This is a genomic window from Ralstonia sp. SA306, assembly GCF_054792405.1.
In genome coordinates, this window is sequence record NZ_CP096452.1 from 27,111 (window position 1) to 42,197 (window position 15,087).

Annotated in this window: 18 protein-coding genes and 1 pseudogene; 5 read left to right on the top strand and 14 right to left on the bottom strand. The window is 63.9% G+C overall.

All coding sequences use genetic code 11. From position 1 onward, the window contains the following. Position 1 precedes the first annotated feature (1 nt). The 6 genes from madL to mdcA form a co-directional block, all read right to left on the bottom strand. Positions 2–409: a malonate transporter subunit MadL gene (gene madL / locus M1D44_RS16755; RefSeq protein WP_024978038.1), complete on the bottom strand. Its 408-nt coding sequence runs from the start codon at positions 407–409 to the stop codon at positions 2–4. Positions 410–758: 349 nt separating this feature from the next. After that, positions 759–1,589 (bottom strand): biotin-independent malonate decarboxylase subunit gamma, encoded by an 831-nt coding sequence (gene mdcE / locus M1D44_RS16760; RefSeq protein WP_316854125.1) that lies wholly within the window; start codon positions 1,587–1,589, stop codon positions 759–761. Then, positions 1,586–2,431, bottom strand: a complete 846-nt coding sequence (locus M1D44_RS16765) for a biotin-independent malonate decarboxylase subunit beta (RefSeq protein WP_112188905.1) — start codon at positions 2,429–2,431, stop codon at positions 1,586–1,588. The genes mdcE and M1D44_RS16765 overlap by 4 nt, the downstream gene beginning before the upstream one ends. Positions 2,432–2,441: 10 nt before the next feature. Then, on the bottom strand, positions 2,442–2,741 hold the full coding sequence (locus M1D44_RS16770; protein WP_316854126.1) for a malonate decarboxylase subunit delta: 300 nt from the start codon (positions 2,739–2,741) through the stop codon (positions 2,442–2,444). Next, positions 2,728–3,657 carry a triphosphoribosyl-dephospho-CoA synthase gene (locus M1D44_RS16775; RefSeq protein WP_316854127.1) on the bottom strand — a complete coding sequence of 310 codons (930 nt, stop codon included), beginning with the start codon at positions 3,655–3,657 and terminating at the stop codon, positions 2,728–2,730. Before M1D44_RS16775 ends, M1D44_RS16770 begins: the two co-directional genes overlap by 14 nt. Continuing rightward, complete coding sequence (mdcA, locus tag M1D44_RS16780) at positions 3,657–5,345, bottom strand: malonate decarboxylase subunit alpha (protein WP_024978033.1); 1,689 nt, start codon at positions 5,343–5,345, stop codon at positions 3,657–3,659. Before mdcA ends, M1D44_RS16775 begins: the two co-directional genes overlap by 1 nt. A gap of 165 nt (positions 5,346–5,510) precedes the next feature. Between mdcA and M1D44_RS16785 the strand changes: the two genes are divergently transcribed. After that, complete coding sequence (locus M1D44_RS16785; protein ID WP_024978032.1) at positions 5,511–6,416, top strand: LysR substrate-binding domain-containing protein; 906 nt, start codon at positions 5,511–5,513, stop codon at positions 6,414–6,416. A 108-nt stretch (positions 6,417–6,524) separates the two neighbouring features. Here M1D44_RS16785 and M1D44_RS16790 read toward each other — a convergent pair whose 3' ends face one another. The 3 genes from M1D44_RS16790 to M1D44_RS16800 all read right to left on the bottom strand — a co-directional run bounded on the left by M1D44_RS16790 (position 6,525) and on the right by M1D44_RS16800 (position 8,745). Continuing rightward, positions 6,525–6,719, bottom strand: coding sequence for a hypothetical protein (locus tag M1D44_RS16790; protein ID WP_316854128.1), 195 nt, complete (start codon positions 6,717–6,719; stop codon positions 6,525–6,527). Positions 6,720–7,121: 402 nt separating this feature from the next. After that, complete coding sequence (locus tag M1D44_RS16795) at positions 7,122–8,000, bottom strand: PhzF family phenazine biosynthesis protein (protein WP_316854129.1); 879 nt, start codon at positions 7,998–8,000, stop codon at positions 7,122–7,124. Between the two features lie 163 nt (positions 8,001–8,163). Next, positions 8,164–8,745, bottom strand: coding sequence for a J domain-containing protein (locus tag M1D44_RS16800; RefSeq protein ID WP_316854130.1), 582 nt, complete (start codon positions 8,743–8,745; stop codon positions 8,164–8,166). 136 nt (positions 8,746–8,881) lie between these two features. On the opposite strand from M1D44_RS16800, the gene M1D44_RS16805 reads away from it, so the two are divergent. Beyond that, positions 8,882–9,226, top strand: a complete 345-nt coding sequence (locus M1D44_RS16805) for an ArsR/SmtB family transcription factor (RefSeq protein WP_024978030.1) — start codon at positions 8,882–8,884, stop codon at positions 9,224–9,226. Beyond that, the gene (locus tag M1D44_RS16810) at positions 9,216–9,734 is read left to right on the top strand and encodes an SRPBCC family protein (protein ID WP_316683525.1); all 519 of its coding nucleotides are present in this window, start codon (positions 9,216–9,218) and stop codon (positions 9,732–9,734) included. Before M1D44_RS16805 ends, M1D44_RS16810 begins: the two co-directional genes overlap by 11 nt. Positions 9,735–9,803: 69 nt before the next feature. Here the strand turns inward: M1D44_RS16810 and M1D44_RS16815 are convergent. The 5 genes and pseudogenes from M1D44_RS16815 to M1D44_RS16835 all read right to left on the bottom strand — a co-directional run. Continuing rightward, positions 9,804–9,935: pseudogene (locus M1D44_RS16815) on the bottom strand (cupredoxin domain-containing protein); the annotation flags it as partial. A gap of 15 nt (positions 9,936–9,950) precedes the next feature. After that, positions 9,951–11,426, bottom strand: a complete 1,476-nt coding sequence (locus M1D44_RS16820) for a YncE family protein (protein ID WP_316854131.1) — start codon at positions 11,424–11,426, stop codon at positions 9,951–9,953. Then, the gene (locus M1D44_RS16825) at positions 11,423–11,905 is read right to left on the bottom strand and encodes a DUF305 domain-containing protein (protein ID WP_316854132.1); all 483 of its coding nucleotides are present in this window, start codon (positions 11,903–11,905) and stop codon (positions 11,423–11,425) included. The genes M1D44_RS16820 and M1D44_RS16825 overlap by 4 nt, the downstream gene beginning before the upstream one ends. 187 nt (positions 11,906–12,092) lie before the next feature. Next, positions 12,093–12,470, bottom strand: a complete 378-nt coding sequence (locus M1D44_RS16830; protein WP_316854133.1) for a cytochrome c oxidase subunit II — start codon at positions 12,468–12,470, stop codon at positions 12,093–12,095. A gap of 1 nt (position 12,471) precedes the next feature. Then, positions 12,472–13,434: a metallophosphoesterase family protein gene (locus M1D44_RS16835; protein WP_316854134.1), complete on the bottom strand. Its 963-nt coding sequence runs from the start codon at positions 13,432–13,434 to the stop codon at positions 12,472–12,474. A gap of 197 nt (positions 13,435–13,631) precedes the next feature. Between M1D44_RS16835 and M1D44_RS16840 the strand changes: the two genes are divergently transcribed. After that, positions 13,632–14,267 (top strand): RNA polymerase sigma factor, encoded by a 636-nt coding sequence (locus M1D44_RS16840; protein WP_024978024.1) that lies wholly within the window; start codon positions 13,632–13,634, stop codon positions 14,265–14,267. Next, a complete protein-coding gene (locus tag M1D44_RS16845) occupies positions 14,257–15,087 on the top strand; it encodes an anti-sigma factor family protein (RefSeq protein ID WP_316854135.1) in 831 nt (276 codons plus the stop codon). Before M1D44_RS16840 ends, M1D44_RS16845 begins: the two co-directional genes overlap by 11 nt.

Here is a 15,087-nt window from a genome sequence, read left to right on the forward strand (position 1 = left end):
CTTATGCGCGGGCCTGTTCGGAGTCAGGCAGCGGGGGCAGAGGTTGCCGGTCTTCCGCGTTGCCTGTGCGGTTGATGAGGGCAATGCAGACACCGCACACCAGCACCGCGCCGATGGCGCCGAGCAGTGCAACGGGGCCGCCGCGCAGTGCCGTGACCACGTTCTGCGTGGCGGCCATGGCCACCACCACCGGGATGTACATGGCACCCCAGAACGAGACGCCCGCCTCGGTGGCCGCGGGCATGAGCCCCTGCCTGTGCAGGTAGAGCCGCGCGAAGATCAGCAGCAGCATGGCGATGCCCACGCCGCCCACATTGGCCTTCACGCCGATGGCCTGGCCGAGCAGGTCGCCCAGGAAGAGGCCGGCGAGATGACATAGCGCCAGCAGGGTTGTACCGTAGATGATCACTTCTTTGTCTCCTGAAGGAACGGCGATGGGTCGCCTGTTGTGGTGTTTTGGTGATCGAGGGTTGAGGACTTTGTTTTGCTTTGCTGGTGCATCCTTTGTTTCATCCCCTGCCGGGGCTGATTTACTTTCTTTGTCTTGCCAAAGAAAGTAAGCAAAGAAAGGCGCGCCCGATGCGGCGAAAGACTCCTTGAATTTCCGTGACCGTGCGGGGAAGGAGGCAAACTCGCTGCGCTCAAACAGCCTCCTTCCTTTTTCCGCCCGCTCACAAAAATCCAAGGCGCCGCATAGGGCAGGGCACGGCCACACCATCTGGTGCTTTAGGCTCGCGTCCTGATGTGTCTCCTATTTGTTATGCGCTTTCTGGCTGCGCGTTCCATTGCTCGCGCAGGCGTTTGCGTACCTCTGAGGACGCGTTGCGCAGTGGCGCGCCCATGCGGCTTTCGAGTCCGCGCGATGGGTCGGCAGCGATGTCCGCCAGCGCTGCCGCGAGCGCGGTCTGCACGGTATCGACGTCGCTTGCATCAGGTGCGTTGGCCGATTTCACCTTCAACAGTTTCCACAGCAACCCGAGCGACGCGAAGCTGGCAATGTCGTAGGCCATGGGCGGAATCTCCTGCGCGAGGCGTTCCAGATCGGCGACCGAGCGCAGCGTCACGCGCGCCGCTGCGGCCTTGCCCATCGCGTGCACCATTACCTCGGCATCATCCAGGGCGAGCAGGCGATTGGCCTGGTAGCCGTGCGCCAGCAGCGCACCCGACATGGCACGACCGACGATAAGACCGATCACGGGGTGGCCGGCCAACCTGGCAGCCGCGTAAGCATCCGCCGCTGCAGCCAGTGCGAGGTGAATGCCATAGGCCTCTTCCCGTCGCCCGTAGGCTTGGCTTGCCACATCGATGACGGCGACGATGGCGCGCTTCTTTTCCTGCCCCGCATCCGCAGTCATGGCATCGCGCACGGCACGCGCGAGCTGCCAGCCTTCGATAAGGCCGACTTCACCGTTGCGTGCGCGGGGGAAGCGGTTTTCCGCATCAGGCACCACGGCGATGTAGCGCGTGGGCTGGCCGGCCAGCGTGGCATCGACGACTTGCAGCGTGCTGCTGTAGCCCGCCACCGGCGTGCCGTTGGCAAGCGCGCGCATCCAGGTCGCGCCGCGCGTGGAAAGTTCGTTCTGGCTCATGCGACGTCCTTTGCATAGTGCGTGCGCACATCTTCTGCCGTGGCTTGGCGCGATGTGTCGACGGCGTTGAGGCATTCGAGGTAGTCGTCGATCTGCTCGCTGCGCTGGTGCTTGGGTGCACCTGCGCGCAGCCACTCGATCACCTGCGCGCGGATGGCGACGGAATCGTCTTCGATGCAGACGTCGGCCAGCCCGGTGGCGGCGCGTTGTTCGCCGCCCGTCAGGCTCCAGATGAAGGGGCGATCGCGCGAGTCGTATTCTTCAATGCCGGCTTCCTGTTCGATCACCTGCGGGCCGTTCAGGCCGAGGCGTGCCTCACGCGTCATCAGCAGGTAGCTGCACAGGCCTGCGGCGATGCTCATGCCGCCAAAGCAGCCGACCACGCCCGCCGTGATGCCGACCACCGGTCCGTACTCGCGCAGGGCACGGATGCCTGCGTGGATTTCGGCAATGGCCGCCAGACCCAGGTTGGCTTCCTGCAGCCGCACGCCGCCCGTCTCGAAAACGATGACGGCGCGTGTGGGAACGCCGTTGCGGTTGTCTTCTGCCGCCAGCTCCAGCGCACCGGCAATCTTGGCGCCGGACACCTCGCCCATGCTGCCGCCCTGGAAGGCGCCTTCAATGGCGAGCACCACGGCGGGCTGCCCGCCCAGCGTGCCGCGTGCCACCACCACGCCATCGTCGGCCTGCGTGACGATGCCCTGGCGCGGCAGCCACGGCGAGGTCAATTGCTCGAACGGATCGAGCAGCTCGCGGAAGGTGCCGGGGTCGAGCAGGGCGATGGCGCGTCGGCGCGCATCGCGTTCGATAAAGCTGTCTCGTTCAATCGGGTTGCGCGACATGCGTGTCTCCTCAAGGCTGGGCGAGCGCTTCAAGCGCTTGCTCAAGCCGCAACCGGACCACGGCCGGTGTCGCGCCGAAGTCGTTGATGGTGATCTTGGCCGCCGGCCACGTGTGCGAGCCGAACACACGTGCAAGCTGCGCCTGCCATGTCGCGCTCATGCCGTTGACGGACGTGGTGATGGCCACGTCGATCTGGCCGGCGCTGCCCGGAGTCAGCAGCACTTCGAGGTCACCCGAGCCGACCACGCCGGCATACGCACGGCGCGCGGCGGGTGCGCCGCCGGTGAACTGAAAATCAAGATGCTCCATGTTCGGTTTCCTGATGAGCGGATTCGATGTCGGACGTTGCGTGCGCGCTTGCGGGCAGGCGGTCGAGGAAGAGCGCGGCGGCCAGCAAGTCGGCTGCGCCGCCGGGCGACACGTGCAGCGCCAGCATGTCTTGTTCAAGCGTGCGGAAAGCGCGACGGCCCTGCGCTGTGGCCAAGCCGCCTTCTGCGCGCACGGTGGCCGCGCCCGTTTGCACGACGCGTAGCGCATCCGCGCCGCCGCGTGCGAGCACGCAGGTGTCGTCCAGCGCGGCCATGACGGCAAGCAATGCATCCACGCGTGCGTGGTCTTCGCGAATGCCTGCTGCGCGCGCCTGGCGCAACGCCGGCAGCGCGACCTTGATCACGTGCGGGAAGCCGGCAGAGGCCTGCCCCTTCGCACCGCCGACGCCGTAGTCGTTGCACGCGCGCTCGCCCTTGTGGCCCGTGGAGACAGGCGCAAAGCGATCCGGGATGTTGGCCAGGCGTGCCGCGCGGCTGGCAACAGCAGCCGCGCCCAATGCATGCGGCGCTTGGCCCGCAGCCGTCACCAGCAAGCCGAGCGCCCAGATGGCACCACGGTGCGTGTTGATGCCGCCGGTGGCGTCGAGCATGGCCGCTTCGCCTTCGCGGCCAATGCGGCCGATGCGCTCGCGCAGCGCGAGTTGTGCGCCGGCTTGCGTTTCGATCTGCGCGCCGGCCAATGCCATGGCTTCAAATGCAGGGCGCAGGGTTTGGGCGGAATGCACCATCAGCGTCCAGTCGAGATCGTGATGCGCGCCGTTGCCACGCACGTCCACAAGACCGGGTTTGGGCGACAGCGTTACCTCGTCGATGAGGGCAGACTCGACCAGCGCGGCCAATCGCTTTGCACGCGCTTTCGGGCTGGCCGGCAGGGGCCGTTGCAATGTCTTCTCCATTACCAGCTCCGGAAGCGCGCAGGCGGGTCGTACAGGCCGCCGGACCATTCGACCAGGTCGGCGATGCTCTTGGCGGCGAGCAACTCGCGGCTCGCATCGCTGCGGCGCACGTCCAGGTCTTCTGGCAGGGCGATCAGGCCGTCGCGGCGCATCTGCTCCGTCTTGGACGGGTCGTGGCGCAGGCCGATCGACGTGACACCCGCCACGGCGGCAATCATGGCGCGCCGCTCTTCCAGCGAGCGGGCCTTGTAGAGATACGCAATGCCATCTTCGGTCAGCAGGTGCGTGACGTCGTCGCCGTAGATCATGATGGGCGCGAGCGGCATGCCGCTTTGCTTGGCCACGGCCACCGCGTCGAGCGTGTCGACGAAGGTCGGCTTGCCCCCTTCCTGGAACGTCTCGACCATCTGCACGACGAGCTTCTTGCCGCGCTCCAGCATCGTCACGGGTTCGGTCATGTCCAGCCACGCAGGCGTGGCGTGACGGCGGCCGCGCGGGTCGTGGCCCATGTTGGGCGCGCCGCCAAAGCCGGCGAGTCGACCGCGCGTGACGGTGGACGAATGCCCGTCGCCATCCACCTGCAGCGTCGCGCCAATGAACAGGTCGACCGCATATTGGCCGGCGAGCTGGCACAGCATGCGATTCGAGCGCAGCGAACCGTCCCGGCCGGTGAAGAACACATCGGGGCGTGCGGCCACGTAGCGCTCCATGCCGAGTTCCGTGCCGAAGCAATGCACGCTTTCCACCCAGCCCGATTCAATGGCGGGAATGAGCGTCGGATGCGGGTTCAGCGTCCAGTTGCGGCAGATCTTGCCTTTGAGGCCCAGGCGTTCGCCGTACGTCGGCAGGATCAGCTCGATGGCGGCTGTGTTGAAGCCGATGCCGTGGTTGAGCGACTGCACGCTGTGCCGCTGGTAGATGCCGCGAATGGCCATCATCGCCATCAGCACGTGCACGGGCTTGATGAGGCGCGGGTCGCGTGTGAACAGCGGCTCGATGTAGAACGGCTTGTCGGCCTGCACGATGAAGTCGACCCACGAGCCCGGAATGTCCACACGCGGCAAGTCGGCCGGGTCATCGACGATCTCATTGACCTGCACGATGACGATGCCATCGGAAAACGCGGCAGGTTCGACCAACGCAGGTGTGTCTTCGGTGCTCGGTCCGGTGTAGATGTTGCCGTCGCGGTCGGCCTTGAAACCGGCCACCAACGACACGTTGGGAATCAGGTCCACCACCAGCCGTGCATACAGCTCGATGTAGGTGTGGATGGCGCCGACTTCCAGCAGCCCGTCGGCCAGCAACTGGCTGATGCGCAGGCTCTGCGGCCCGGCAAACGAGAAATCGAGCTTGTGCGCGATGCCGGCTTCGAAAATGTCGAGGTGTTCGGCCCGGCTCACGCTCGGCATGATCATGTGCAGATCGTGCAGGCGCTCGGGGTTCACCTTGGCCAGCGAGCGCGAGAGGAAATCCGCCTGCTTCTGGTTGTTGCCTTCCAGCACGACGCGATCGCCCGGGGCAAGCAGCGCTTCGAGCGCGGCAACGATATCGCTGGTGGGAATGACCTTGCCGTTGGCAATGCGCCGGGCTGCAGTCAGGCGGCGTTCTTTCTCGTCGCGCCGGCGGCGCCATTGGGGCGGGATGGGTGCGTTGGCCCCGTTTGCCGATTGGGTGGGCATCGGTTGCATTGGGTGGCGTCTCCAGCCTTGATTGATTTGATGCCCTGTACCGTAGGCGGGAACCCCGTGCGCTTCAATCAACCTAGATGTGGTTTCATTAACTTCAAGTTAATGAAACAATGACCGATTCTGATAGCAGCGCGCCGACAGAACGCGCCCGGAGGAGACCCTGCCATGGCAATCGATGAAGACATCACCCTGAAGAAGCTGGAGGTCTTCCAGTCGTTCATGACGCTGGGCAACATGGCGCGCGTGTCCGAAGCGCTCGGGCAAAGCACGGTGAGCGTGCATCGCGCGCTGCATTCACTGGAAGAGGGTTTGCGCTGCCCGCTGTTCAAGCGCGATGGCCGCAAGCTGATTCCGCTGTCGACCGCCTATGTGTTTGCAGAACACGTGGAGCGCATCCTGGCCGAGTGCGAAGCCGGCGTGCGCCGCACGCGCGAAGCGGCGGGGTTCTCGTCGACCACGTTGAAGATCGGTGGGCTCTATTCGATGACGGTGGGCACGCTGCCGCGCATCTTTGCGGGCCTGAAGACGCGTCGCTCCGCGCTCGACATCGAACTCACGCTGGGCTCAAACCGCAGCCTGCTCGCCAAGCTGGAAGACGGCCAGCTCGACGCCATCGTCATCGCACTGGGCGAGCCGCTGCGCAATCCCGATCTGCTGACCGTGCCGATGTTTGCCGACGAGATCCTGTTTGCTGCGCCGCTCGGCTCGCCGTATGCGTCGTCAGCGGAGATCGACTTGCAAACCGTACGCAGCGAAAAGTTCGTCGCGCTCGGCGACGACTTTGCGACGTACCACGATTTCATGGCCGCCTTCGACAAGGCGGGCTTTGCGCCGCAGATTGCCCTGCGCGTGGGCGACATCTTTTCTCTCATGAACCTCGTTAGCGGCGGCATCGGCTACGCGTTGCTGCCCCGTCGAGTGGCCGACTTCAGCCCCAAGGTGCAGCTGATTCCGCTGGCCGCGCGTTATGCGATCAGCCAGCACATCGTGCTGGTGATGCAGCGCAATCGCGAGCGCGATCCGAACCTGCTGGCGTTGTCGGCGGAGTGTCGTTTGCTGGGCGCGAGATAGCGCGGGCCGAGCGGTGCACCACGCTTCAGGATGATGGGTGGGCGAGCCCCGCACCGATGCTGCAACATCGGCGCGAGCAGACTTCATGCGCCTGGGTCGCCCATGAAGTCAGCGTTGTTGATCCGGATGTTCCGGCGCAGGCTTCGCGCCTGTATCGCACGTGTCGCCCGCGGCGTTGCGGCTGAACATGGCGCGCAGGAATCCGCGCGCTGTCTGCATGCCTTTCTGATATTCGCTAAGCGCGTCGCCAGCCGGTGAGTTGGTGGCGTGGGAGATCGAGCAGGTCACGGCATTCCTCTTCATGTGATGAACGGAACCGCGCCCAACCCTTGGGAGGGGTGGGCGAGCACAGGCAGGTTTGGAACACCGAGACATAACGATCGGCACGGCCGAAGCCGTACAAGCCTGGCTCGCCCAATGAGGGAGACGAAGCCAAGCCATAGCGGTTGAGGACAAGCACCTATGCTCGGCGCTTGCCCGTTATGCCCGAGGGTTCCAAGCCTCGATCGCTTTCTCTATGGCACGGAAAACGATGGCGCAGAGTGTACCGATGGCTGCTTCGTCTGAGCAGGGGCGAAACTATAAATCAGAATTGGCGTATGACTAGCCGAGGCCCGTCACACTTGGAAGCGTTGGAATCGAACGGGACAGGCGATCGGTCTTTTCGCGTGATGAATTGGACCGCTGGTCAACGGTTTAGCGCTGTCAGACGTCTACGCTCACAGACCGCTCGACAGTAGCCATCCCGCCAGCCATCAACCGCGAAATCCTACCTTCCTCAATGTCGAGAATGACTTTGATCGCACTTGGAGATGGCGGCTGCATCAGTTGTCCCTGTTCTATTGTCATCGCCCGGTTCTTGACGCCCATCTTCTCGTATAGAAAGCAAGCCAAGGGGCCAGCTGCTGTTCCGGTTGCAGACTCTTCATCAATTCCGAATCTTGGCGCGAACATTCGCGTTCCCGCTTGGCGACCAGCAGTCCTCGTCGATGTCGAAAAGAGGTAATAACCGATCAGGTTGAGCTCCTCGCTGATCGCCTCGATAGCCCGTTGATCTGGGCGGACCGCAGCGACGGAGCGTTCGTCGGGCAATGCAAGAATAAGGAAGCTATTGCCCGTGTTGACCACCATCGGGTCTGCAGTGCGATAGATTTCCGCAGGCTCCATCCCGATCGATCTTGAAATTCTTGAGGCGAGATCGGATTCCCGCTTGATGGGGTGATATACGGGCTGCTGCTGCTCCATCAAGATGATGTCACCGTCAACGAGAATGGTCCTGCAGCCATCAATCGTTTCTTTCGACAGCGTCCCATTGCCGACCCTGGCGAGTTTTCTAAGCAGCGAGAAGGTGGCAATCGTTGCGTGCCCGCAGTGAGCAATCTGGCGCGTTGGCGTGAAGAACTCCAGTTTGATCGTCGCTATGCTCGACGTCGACACGAAGGCTGTTTCCGACAACCCGACTTGCCGCGCGACCTCCAGCTTCTGGTTCACTTCAAGAGCATCAGCATCAATCACAACACCTGCCGGGTTCCCCCCGCTTTCTCCATCAGTCAACGAATTAACGATCTGCACATCGATTTGCATTGATTCTCCACATGCCCCAAGCACGCAATATCAGCCGAAATATCGTGCGGATTGTCGACCATCTGAGAGTAGGCGTCGAGCATCGAAAGCAGAGCGATTGCCGCTATCCGCAGCACGGGAGCGTCCGCATTTGACGTGTACCCGTCACCGTCACTATCGGCAGCTATTGCCGCAGGCCAAATAACCCTTGCCAGAACGACTCGAACGCGCTTGAGTGCCGCTGGGGCGAAGTCGCTTCATCGGGTTGGATCGTCGCTTCGCTGTCGGGCGTGTCAGCGGCGGCCACTGTGTTGCGCCGTGCTTCCTGCAAGGCCCACACGCTGTCGGCAATGCGCGCGGCAAGTTCTGCATCGCAGTCCCGGCCAAGCAGCACGCCGAATAGGACGTCGCGATTGTGGCCATCGTCGGCAAAGCGCATGGCGATGGCGACCATCTTTTCGTAATGCTCCTGTGCAACGCGTTCGCGCTCGCGTTGCGCTTCCCGCTCCTGTGCTTCCTGCGCATCACGCTCGGCCTGCCAGCGCTGCATTTCCTGCGCGAAGACCTCGTCATAAACGCGGCGCTGTTCAGCGTCGGAGAGGATGGCGTAGGCTTCGCGGATTTCCTGGTACGCCGCATAGGCCTCGGCTTCGCGGCCAGGGTTGCGGTCGGGATGCCACTTCATCGTGGCGCGGCGGTAAGCGCGCTTGATTTCGTCCAGGGTCGCGTTCGGCTGCACGCCGAGTGTCGCGTAGATGGTAGTCATGTGCGGTGTGGCTGCTGCCGGGGGGAAGGTCATCCTAGCATGGGGGTGTGGTCATGCTGACGGGCCAACCACCCACGTCACAACGCGCCCTCGAGCCCTGTTGCATCAAAGTATTCTCACGTATATAGTTAGCCAAATGGATAACAATGGAATTGCGCTAGACGCGGTATTTCACGCGCTTTCGGACCCAACGCGCAGGGCGGTTATTCAGCGGCTCGGCGAAGGGCCCGCGACGGTGAGTGAACTGGCCGAGCCATTCAACATGGCGCTGCCGTCATTCATGAAGCACATGCGGGTGCTGGAAGGCGTCGGGCTGGTCCGCTCGCAGAAGAGCGGACGCATCCGGACGTGCATGCTCGAGCGCAAGAAGCTTGCTGCAGCCGAGCGCTGGTTTGAGAAACAGCACGCGATCTGGGCGAGCAGGTACAGCAATCTGGACAACCTCTTAGAGAAACTCCAAGGAGAAAACAATGAAGGCTGATCTTCGGTTTGATTTCCTCGTCGACATGCAAAAGAGCAGCCTCACCGTGAGGCGAGAGTTCGCGGCGAAGCGCCAGCTAGTGTGGGATTGCCATACAAAGCGCGAATTGCTCGATCAGTGGTTTGCGCCCAAGCCGCTCGCCACCAAGACCAAGCATATGGAATTCAAGGAAGGCGGCTACTGGCACTACGCCATGATCACGCCCGATGGAGAGTCATTCTGGAGCCGTCTGGACTATCAGAAGATCACCCCGATCGACAGCTATGCGGCCATTGATGGTTTTTCTGATGAAACCGGCGCCGTGAATCCGGATATGCCCCGCGCCCGCTGGGATGTCACATTTGCCGATGCGAACGAACGCACCCTCGTCACGACTGTGGTGCTGTACAACTCGCCGGAAGACGTGCAGAAGGTTATCGACATGGGGATGAAAGACGGCATGACCTCCACCATGGAGCGACTCGACGAACTGCTGCTGACCCTGGCTGTGCCAGACGCGCTGGCCTGAGACAGCGCTCGCAGATGAAACGCCCCGACTTGTTCGGGGCGTTTTGCGTTTTGCGTTGGCCGCTGCGCTTCAGGTGACGGTCAATGTTCCATTCATCGTCTCGTGGCCTGAGCCGCAGAAGATGTCGCACAGGAAATCAAACGTGCCGGTCTTGTTGGGCGTAAGCGCCAGCCGCACGGTCTCCCCCGGCACGAACGCCGCAGGGGCGCACATTGCCTAGCGCGCCTGAATCTGCACCGCAGTCCCAAGCTTGCCGGACACCACCGGTGCAATCACAAGATACCGGCGCGTGTTGCCAGCGTCCGCGTTGCCAGGCGTGACCACCTGCCGAATCTGCCCGATCGAGTTGACGATGGCGCCACCGGCCGGGTTGGTCATGAAGCTCGCCAGGGTCTCAAGCGGGCCGCTGCCATCCGCATTCTGTGACAAGGCAATCGCATAGGGCTGCTTCGGCTGCAATCCGGTCACCGATGCCTGGAATACCTGAACGAGCCCCTGATCGAACAGCGCCACGCTGGTGGGGGCGGCCGATGCGTCGGACTTGTCTGCGGTGGCCGGCACGAGTGCGAGGTGGCTGACCTGCCCCGCTGTGCCAAGCGGCTGCAGGTTCTCCGTGCCGTTGCCTTCCGGCACAGCGTTCGGCACGTACGTCAGCGCCTGCGGTGCCTGCCCAATCGGGACAGTCGATACCACCTTGTTCGTCAGTGTGTCGATGACGGCCAATGCGTCGTCATTCTCCAGGCCGACATAGATGCGGGTGCCGTCACCGGACGGCCATAGGCCGTGCGGAAGCTTGCCGACGGGAATCGTCGCGATCTGTTCGAAATTGTCGGTCCGGAATACCTTGACCTGGTTCGTGCCGCCGATCGTCACATAGGCAAACGTGCCCTTGGCGTTATGCGCGAAGTTGACGTGGTTGGTGATGGGCCCGGTCTCGAACGACGTGATCGCATTGAACGGCGGGCGGGCGTTGAATACCTGCACCTTGCCGATGTCCTTCAATGTGAACCACACCTGCTTGCCATCCGGCGTGGCGGCAATGTTGGGACAGAACGGCGATTCCTGTTTGATGTGTCCCACGATCTTGTGATCGGCCGTCGAGATCACGACCGTTTCCGGATTGAACGACGAGCACACGTAGCCGTACTTGCCGTCCGGCGAAAAGATCTGCATGCCGGGGCCCGCCGGTACGGTAACGCGCGCCTTCTCTGCATAGGTATTGGCATCGAGCACGGCGATGTAGTTTTCCCCGCGCACGGTCACCCAGACCTCGCTGCCATCCGGCGTGTAGAACGCTTCGTGAGGCGAGCGGCCAACATACGTGGTGTGTTTGACGGCGTTGGTCTGCGTATCGATGAACGTGACCGAGTTGGAGCCGATGGAGACCACCGCCAAGGTCCGGTGATCTGGCGAGAAGCCCATGCCGTGCACCAGCACCTGTCCGCGATAGAGCGGGCTGAAGTTGCCGGGCGCAGGATCGCCCAGTTTGATCACACCCAGGAGCGTGTTGCTGGCGGGGTCCGTGACGGACACCGTGTTTGAGAATTGCTCGGCCGCGTAGACGCGATCCCTGTGGCTGATGGGAATGTCAGGCGAGGCAAGGGATGCGGGTGCCTGCCCGGCGCTGGCGCTCGCGGCGCACGTGATGGCCGCTGCGGCAAGCGCCGTGGCAACAAACAGTCGGTGTTTCATTGGTCTTCCTGTTGGGGGGTGGTGGTGTGGGCGTGATGCGCCGCATGGGATGCGGGCGCAGTCGTTGCGGAGGCCGGGCGGAGCTGCGTGGGGACCGGTGCCGACGGGGGCGGCGGCTGGCCAAGCGCCAAGCGCATCGCTGCAATCTCTTGCTGTTGCGCGACGACGATTTCCTGCGCGATGCGGCGCAGTTGTTCGTTCTGGCCGTAGCGCAGGTAGGCCACGGCCATGTCGATGGCGCCCTGGTGATGTGGCGTCATCATCGCGACGAAATCCTGGTCGATGTTGCCGCTGGGCTTCGGGGCCATGCCGTCCATCATCTTTGTCATGGCGACATCGTTTTCGGCAAGGAAGGCCTGCTCGCGATTGGCCTGTGGCGGTGCTTCCTGCGCAACTGCAGCGTGCGCTCCGATGCCTGACAAGAGTGTGAACACAGCAAACAGCAACGTGCGTAGGCGACGCTGCGAACGTGGCGACATATGGGTCCTCCAGAGTGCGGGTCGATGGCGTGTCAGCGGAGTAAACACCGCAGGCCGACGGTTTATTCCCGCGCGTCGTAAAGAATCTGTATGTCGCTGCACGCGCGTCATGCGTGCATCCTGTCAATGAAAACGCCCCGAACAGGTCGGGGCGTTTCACTTCGCTTTCTTCTTTGCTCTTTGCGCTTCAGGTGACGGTCAACGTTCCATTCATCGTCTCGTGGCCCGAGCCGCAGAAGATGTCGCACAGGAAATCAAACGTGCCGGTCTTGTCGGGCGTAAGCGCCAGCCGCACGGTCTGGCCCGGCACGACGTCGGCGCGCACGTTGAAATCCGGAATGGCAAAACCCATCAGGATGTCCTGCCCGGTCAGCTCGAACACCACGGGCACGCCGCGCTTGAGCGTGATCTTGTCGGGCGTGAAGGTGAACTTGCGCGCGTGTACGCGGATGACGGTCGGGCCTTCGCCATGCGCAACACAGGCGAGTGCCGCACCCGTCGCGAGCACGGTGAACTGACGCAGCGCCAGCCGGCGCTTGGGGTTGTGTGCAATGAGGGGGCGCATGTCAGGTGGTCTCCGGCGTCTTGGTGGTGGCGTTGGCTTCGCTGTTTGCCTGGATCGGCTGTTCGGCCAGCGCCCAGGTGGCGGTGTCCTGCTTGCCGTGCTCGGCAATGCTGCGCCAGCCCAGGCCGCGGTAGGGCGCGGCGGCATCCCACGGGATCGGGTTGCGTCTTGCCTGCGAGCCTGGTGCGGGTGGCGCGGGCAGCGGAAACATCAGCGAGCGCGCCGAGTGATGCGCAATGTGCCCGGTCATGTGGTGATGTTCCTGGTGGATGTGGCCGTAGAACACGGTCACGTTCGGGTGCGGCATCAGCAAATCGATGACCTGCTGGCCGTCTCGCGTGGCCCAGTCCCATTGCGGGTACAGATCGAACAGCGGCCTATGCGTGAACACGACGATGGGCGTGTGCTCAGGCACGGACCGCACATCCGCGGCCAGCCACGCGAGCTGTGCATCGCCCACGCGCGCCGATGGGTCCGACACGTTGTCGATGGCGATGAAATGCACGCCCTTGTGATCGAACGAATAATGCGTGCGGCCGAAGAATTCGATATAGGCCTCGCCGTTGTCGAGCGAGGCATCGTGCTCGCCCGGCATGTAATGCACCACCGGCACCTTGATCTTCGCGGCAATGTCGCGAAACTCGGCCAGGCGCTTGCGGCGCTCGGCAGGGTCGTCGCTGATGTGGCTGAGGTCGCCCGTGAAGATGACAAAGTCCGGCGCGGGCGACAGCGCATTCACCGCCGCAATCGCCTTGGGCAGCGTGCCTTGCGAATCCGGATTCGGTGCGCCCTTGAAGCCCCAGTGGGTATCGGATAACTGCACGAAGTAGAAATCGTCTGGCTTGGCGCCGGCGACGCGCGTGGTGGCCGCCATCGCCTGCCAGCCGGGCAGGCCGGATGCGTACACCAGACCGCCGACCGCGGCCAGTTGCAGGAACTGGCGTCGTCCGGGTTGCTTGCTCATGGGTGTCCCCTGCAATAGATGACTGAGTTGGGTAGCGGCCCGGCGCAATGGCAATGAAGGAAGCGCCGGTCCTGCCTGTCATACCGGCTGGGGTGCCCGCGTATTCCACAAGATTGGCGTTTTCACAAAATTTCTTCGGCGCGGGAATAAACTGGATTGCACCCCGGTATACGGAGGTCAACCGCCTCCAGGCCGCCATGCCCGACCTGCCAGACCCCACGCTCGATCTGCCCACCGACGCCCAGCGCTTTGCGCAGGCGGTGCTGCCGCATGTCGACGCCGCCTACAACCTGGCGCGCTGGCTTTCGGGCGACGCGCAAGACGCCGACGACATCGTTCAGGAAGCCTGCCTGCGCGCGTTCCGGTTGTTTGGTGGGTTTCGCGGTGGTGACGGCCGCCCATGGCTGCTGGCCATCGTGCGCAACACATGGTTTTCGGAATGCGCGCGCCGCAAGCAGGCACCGGCACAGCCGTGGGATGACGACGCGGCTGCCGGCCAGGGCAACGACGACAGCGCCAGCTACGGCGTCGACCCCGCCGCGCTGCTCGCCCGCATCGACGACGTGCGCCGCGTGCATGCCGCGCTGGCGCAGTTGCCCGTGCCGTATCGCGAGGTGCTCGTGCTGCGCGAGCTGGAAGACCTGCCGTACCGCGACATTGCCGCCGTGGTCGACGCGCCCATCGGCACGGTCATGTCGCGGCTGGCGCGTGCTCGGCAGCAGCTCGCCCGCCTGCTCACGGAAGACAACGCGCCGCTGCGCACCAATGTGACGCCCATCCGCGCATCGGGCGGTCTGGGAAACAGTACCAAGGAGTCCCGCCATGAACTGTGACGACATCCGCGCGCTGCTGGCTGCCCGCGCCGATGGCGAACTCGGTGCGGCCGACAGCCTGCGCATGGAAGCGCATCTGGCCACGTGTGCCGCTTGCACCGACATCGCCGCGCGCCACGACGGCGTGGTACGTGCGCTGCGGCAGGGACTGCGTGCGCCGGCGCTCTACATGAAAGCGCCGCCGGGTTTGAGCGAGCGTGTATTGCAGGCCGTGCAGGCCGTGCAGGCAGAGTCCGCCGTGCGCCCCGAATCGCCCGGTGCGCGCGCGCCGCGCCGGACGGAATTGCCATGGCAGCGCTTGGCTAATTGGTTGATCACGCCATCGCGGGGGCTCGGCTTGGGATTGGGCGCAGCCGCGCTCGCGGCTGTGGCACTCGGTGTGGGCGTGCTGGTGGGCCGGCCCGATACGGCGGCGCTCACCGCGCACGACATCACCGCCAGCCACGTGCGAGCGCTGCTGGGCGCGCGGGAGACGGATGTGCTGTCGTCCGATCGGCACACGGTCAAGCCGTGGTTCAACGGCCGCATCGACTATGCGCCGCCCGTTACCGACCTTGCCGCACGCGGGTTCCCGCTCATCGGGGGGCGGCTGGACTACATCGACGGCCGCCCGGTGGCGGTGCTGGTCTACCGCTCAGCGCAGCATCCGGTCGACTTGTACGTACGCCCCGAGGCGGGCGGTGATACAGAGCCCGCGCTGCGCACCGAGCGTGGCTACCAGTTGATGGTCTGGCGCAGCGCCGGCATGGGCTACTGGGCCATCACCGATGCGTCTGCCGATGTGGTGCAAGCCTTTGCGCGGGCCGTGCGCGGCGGCTGA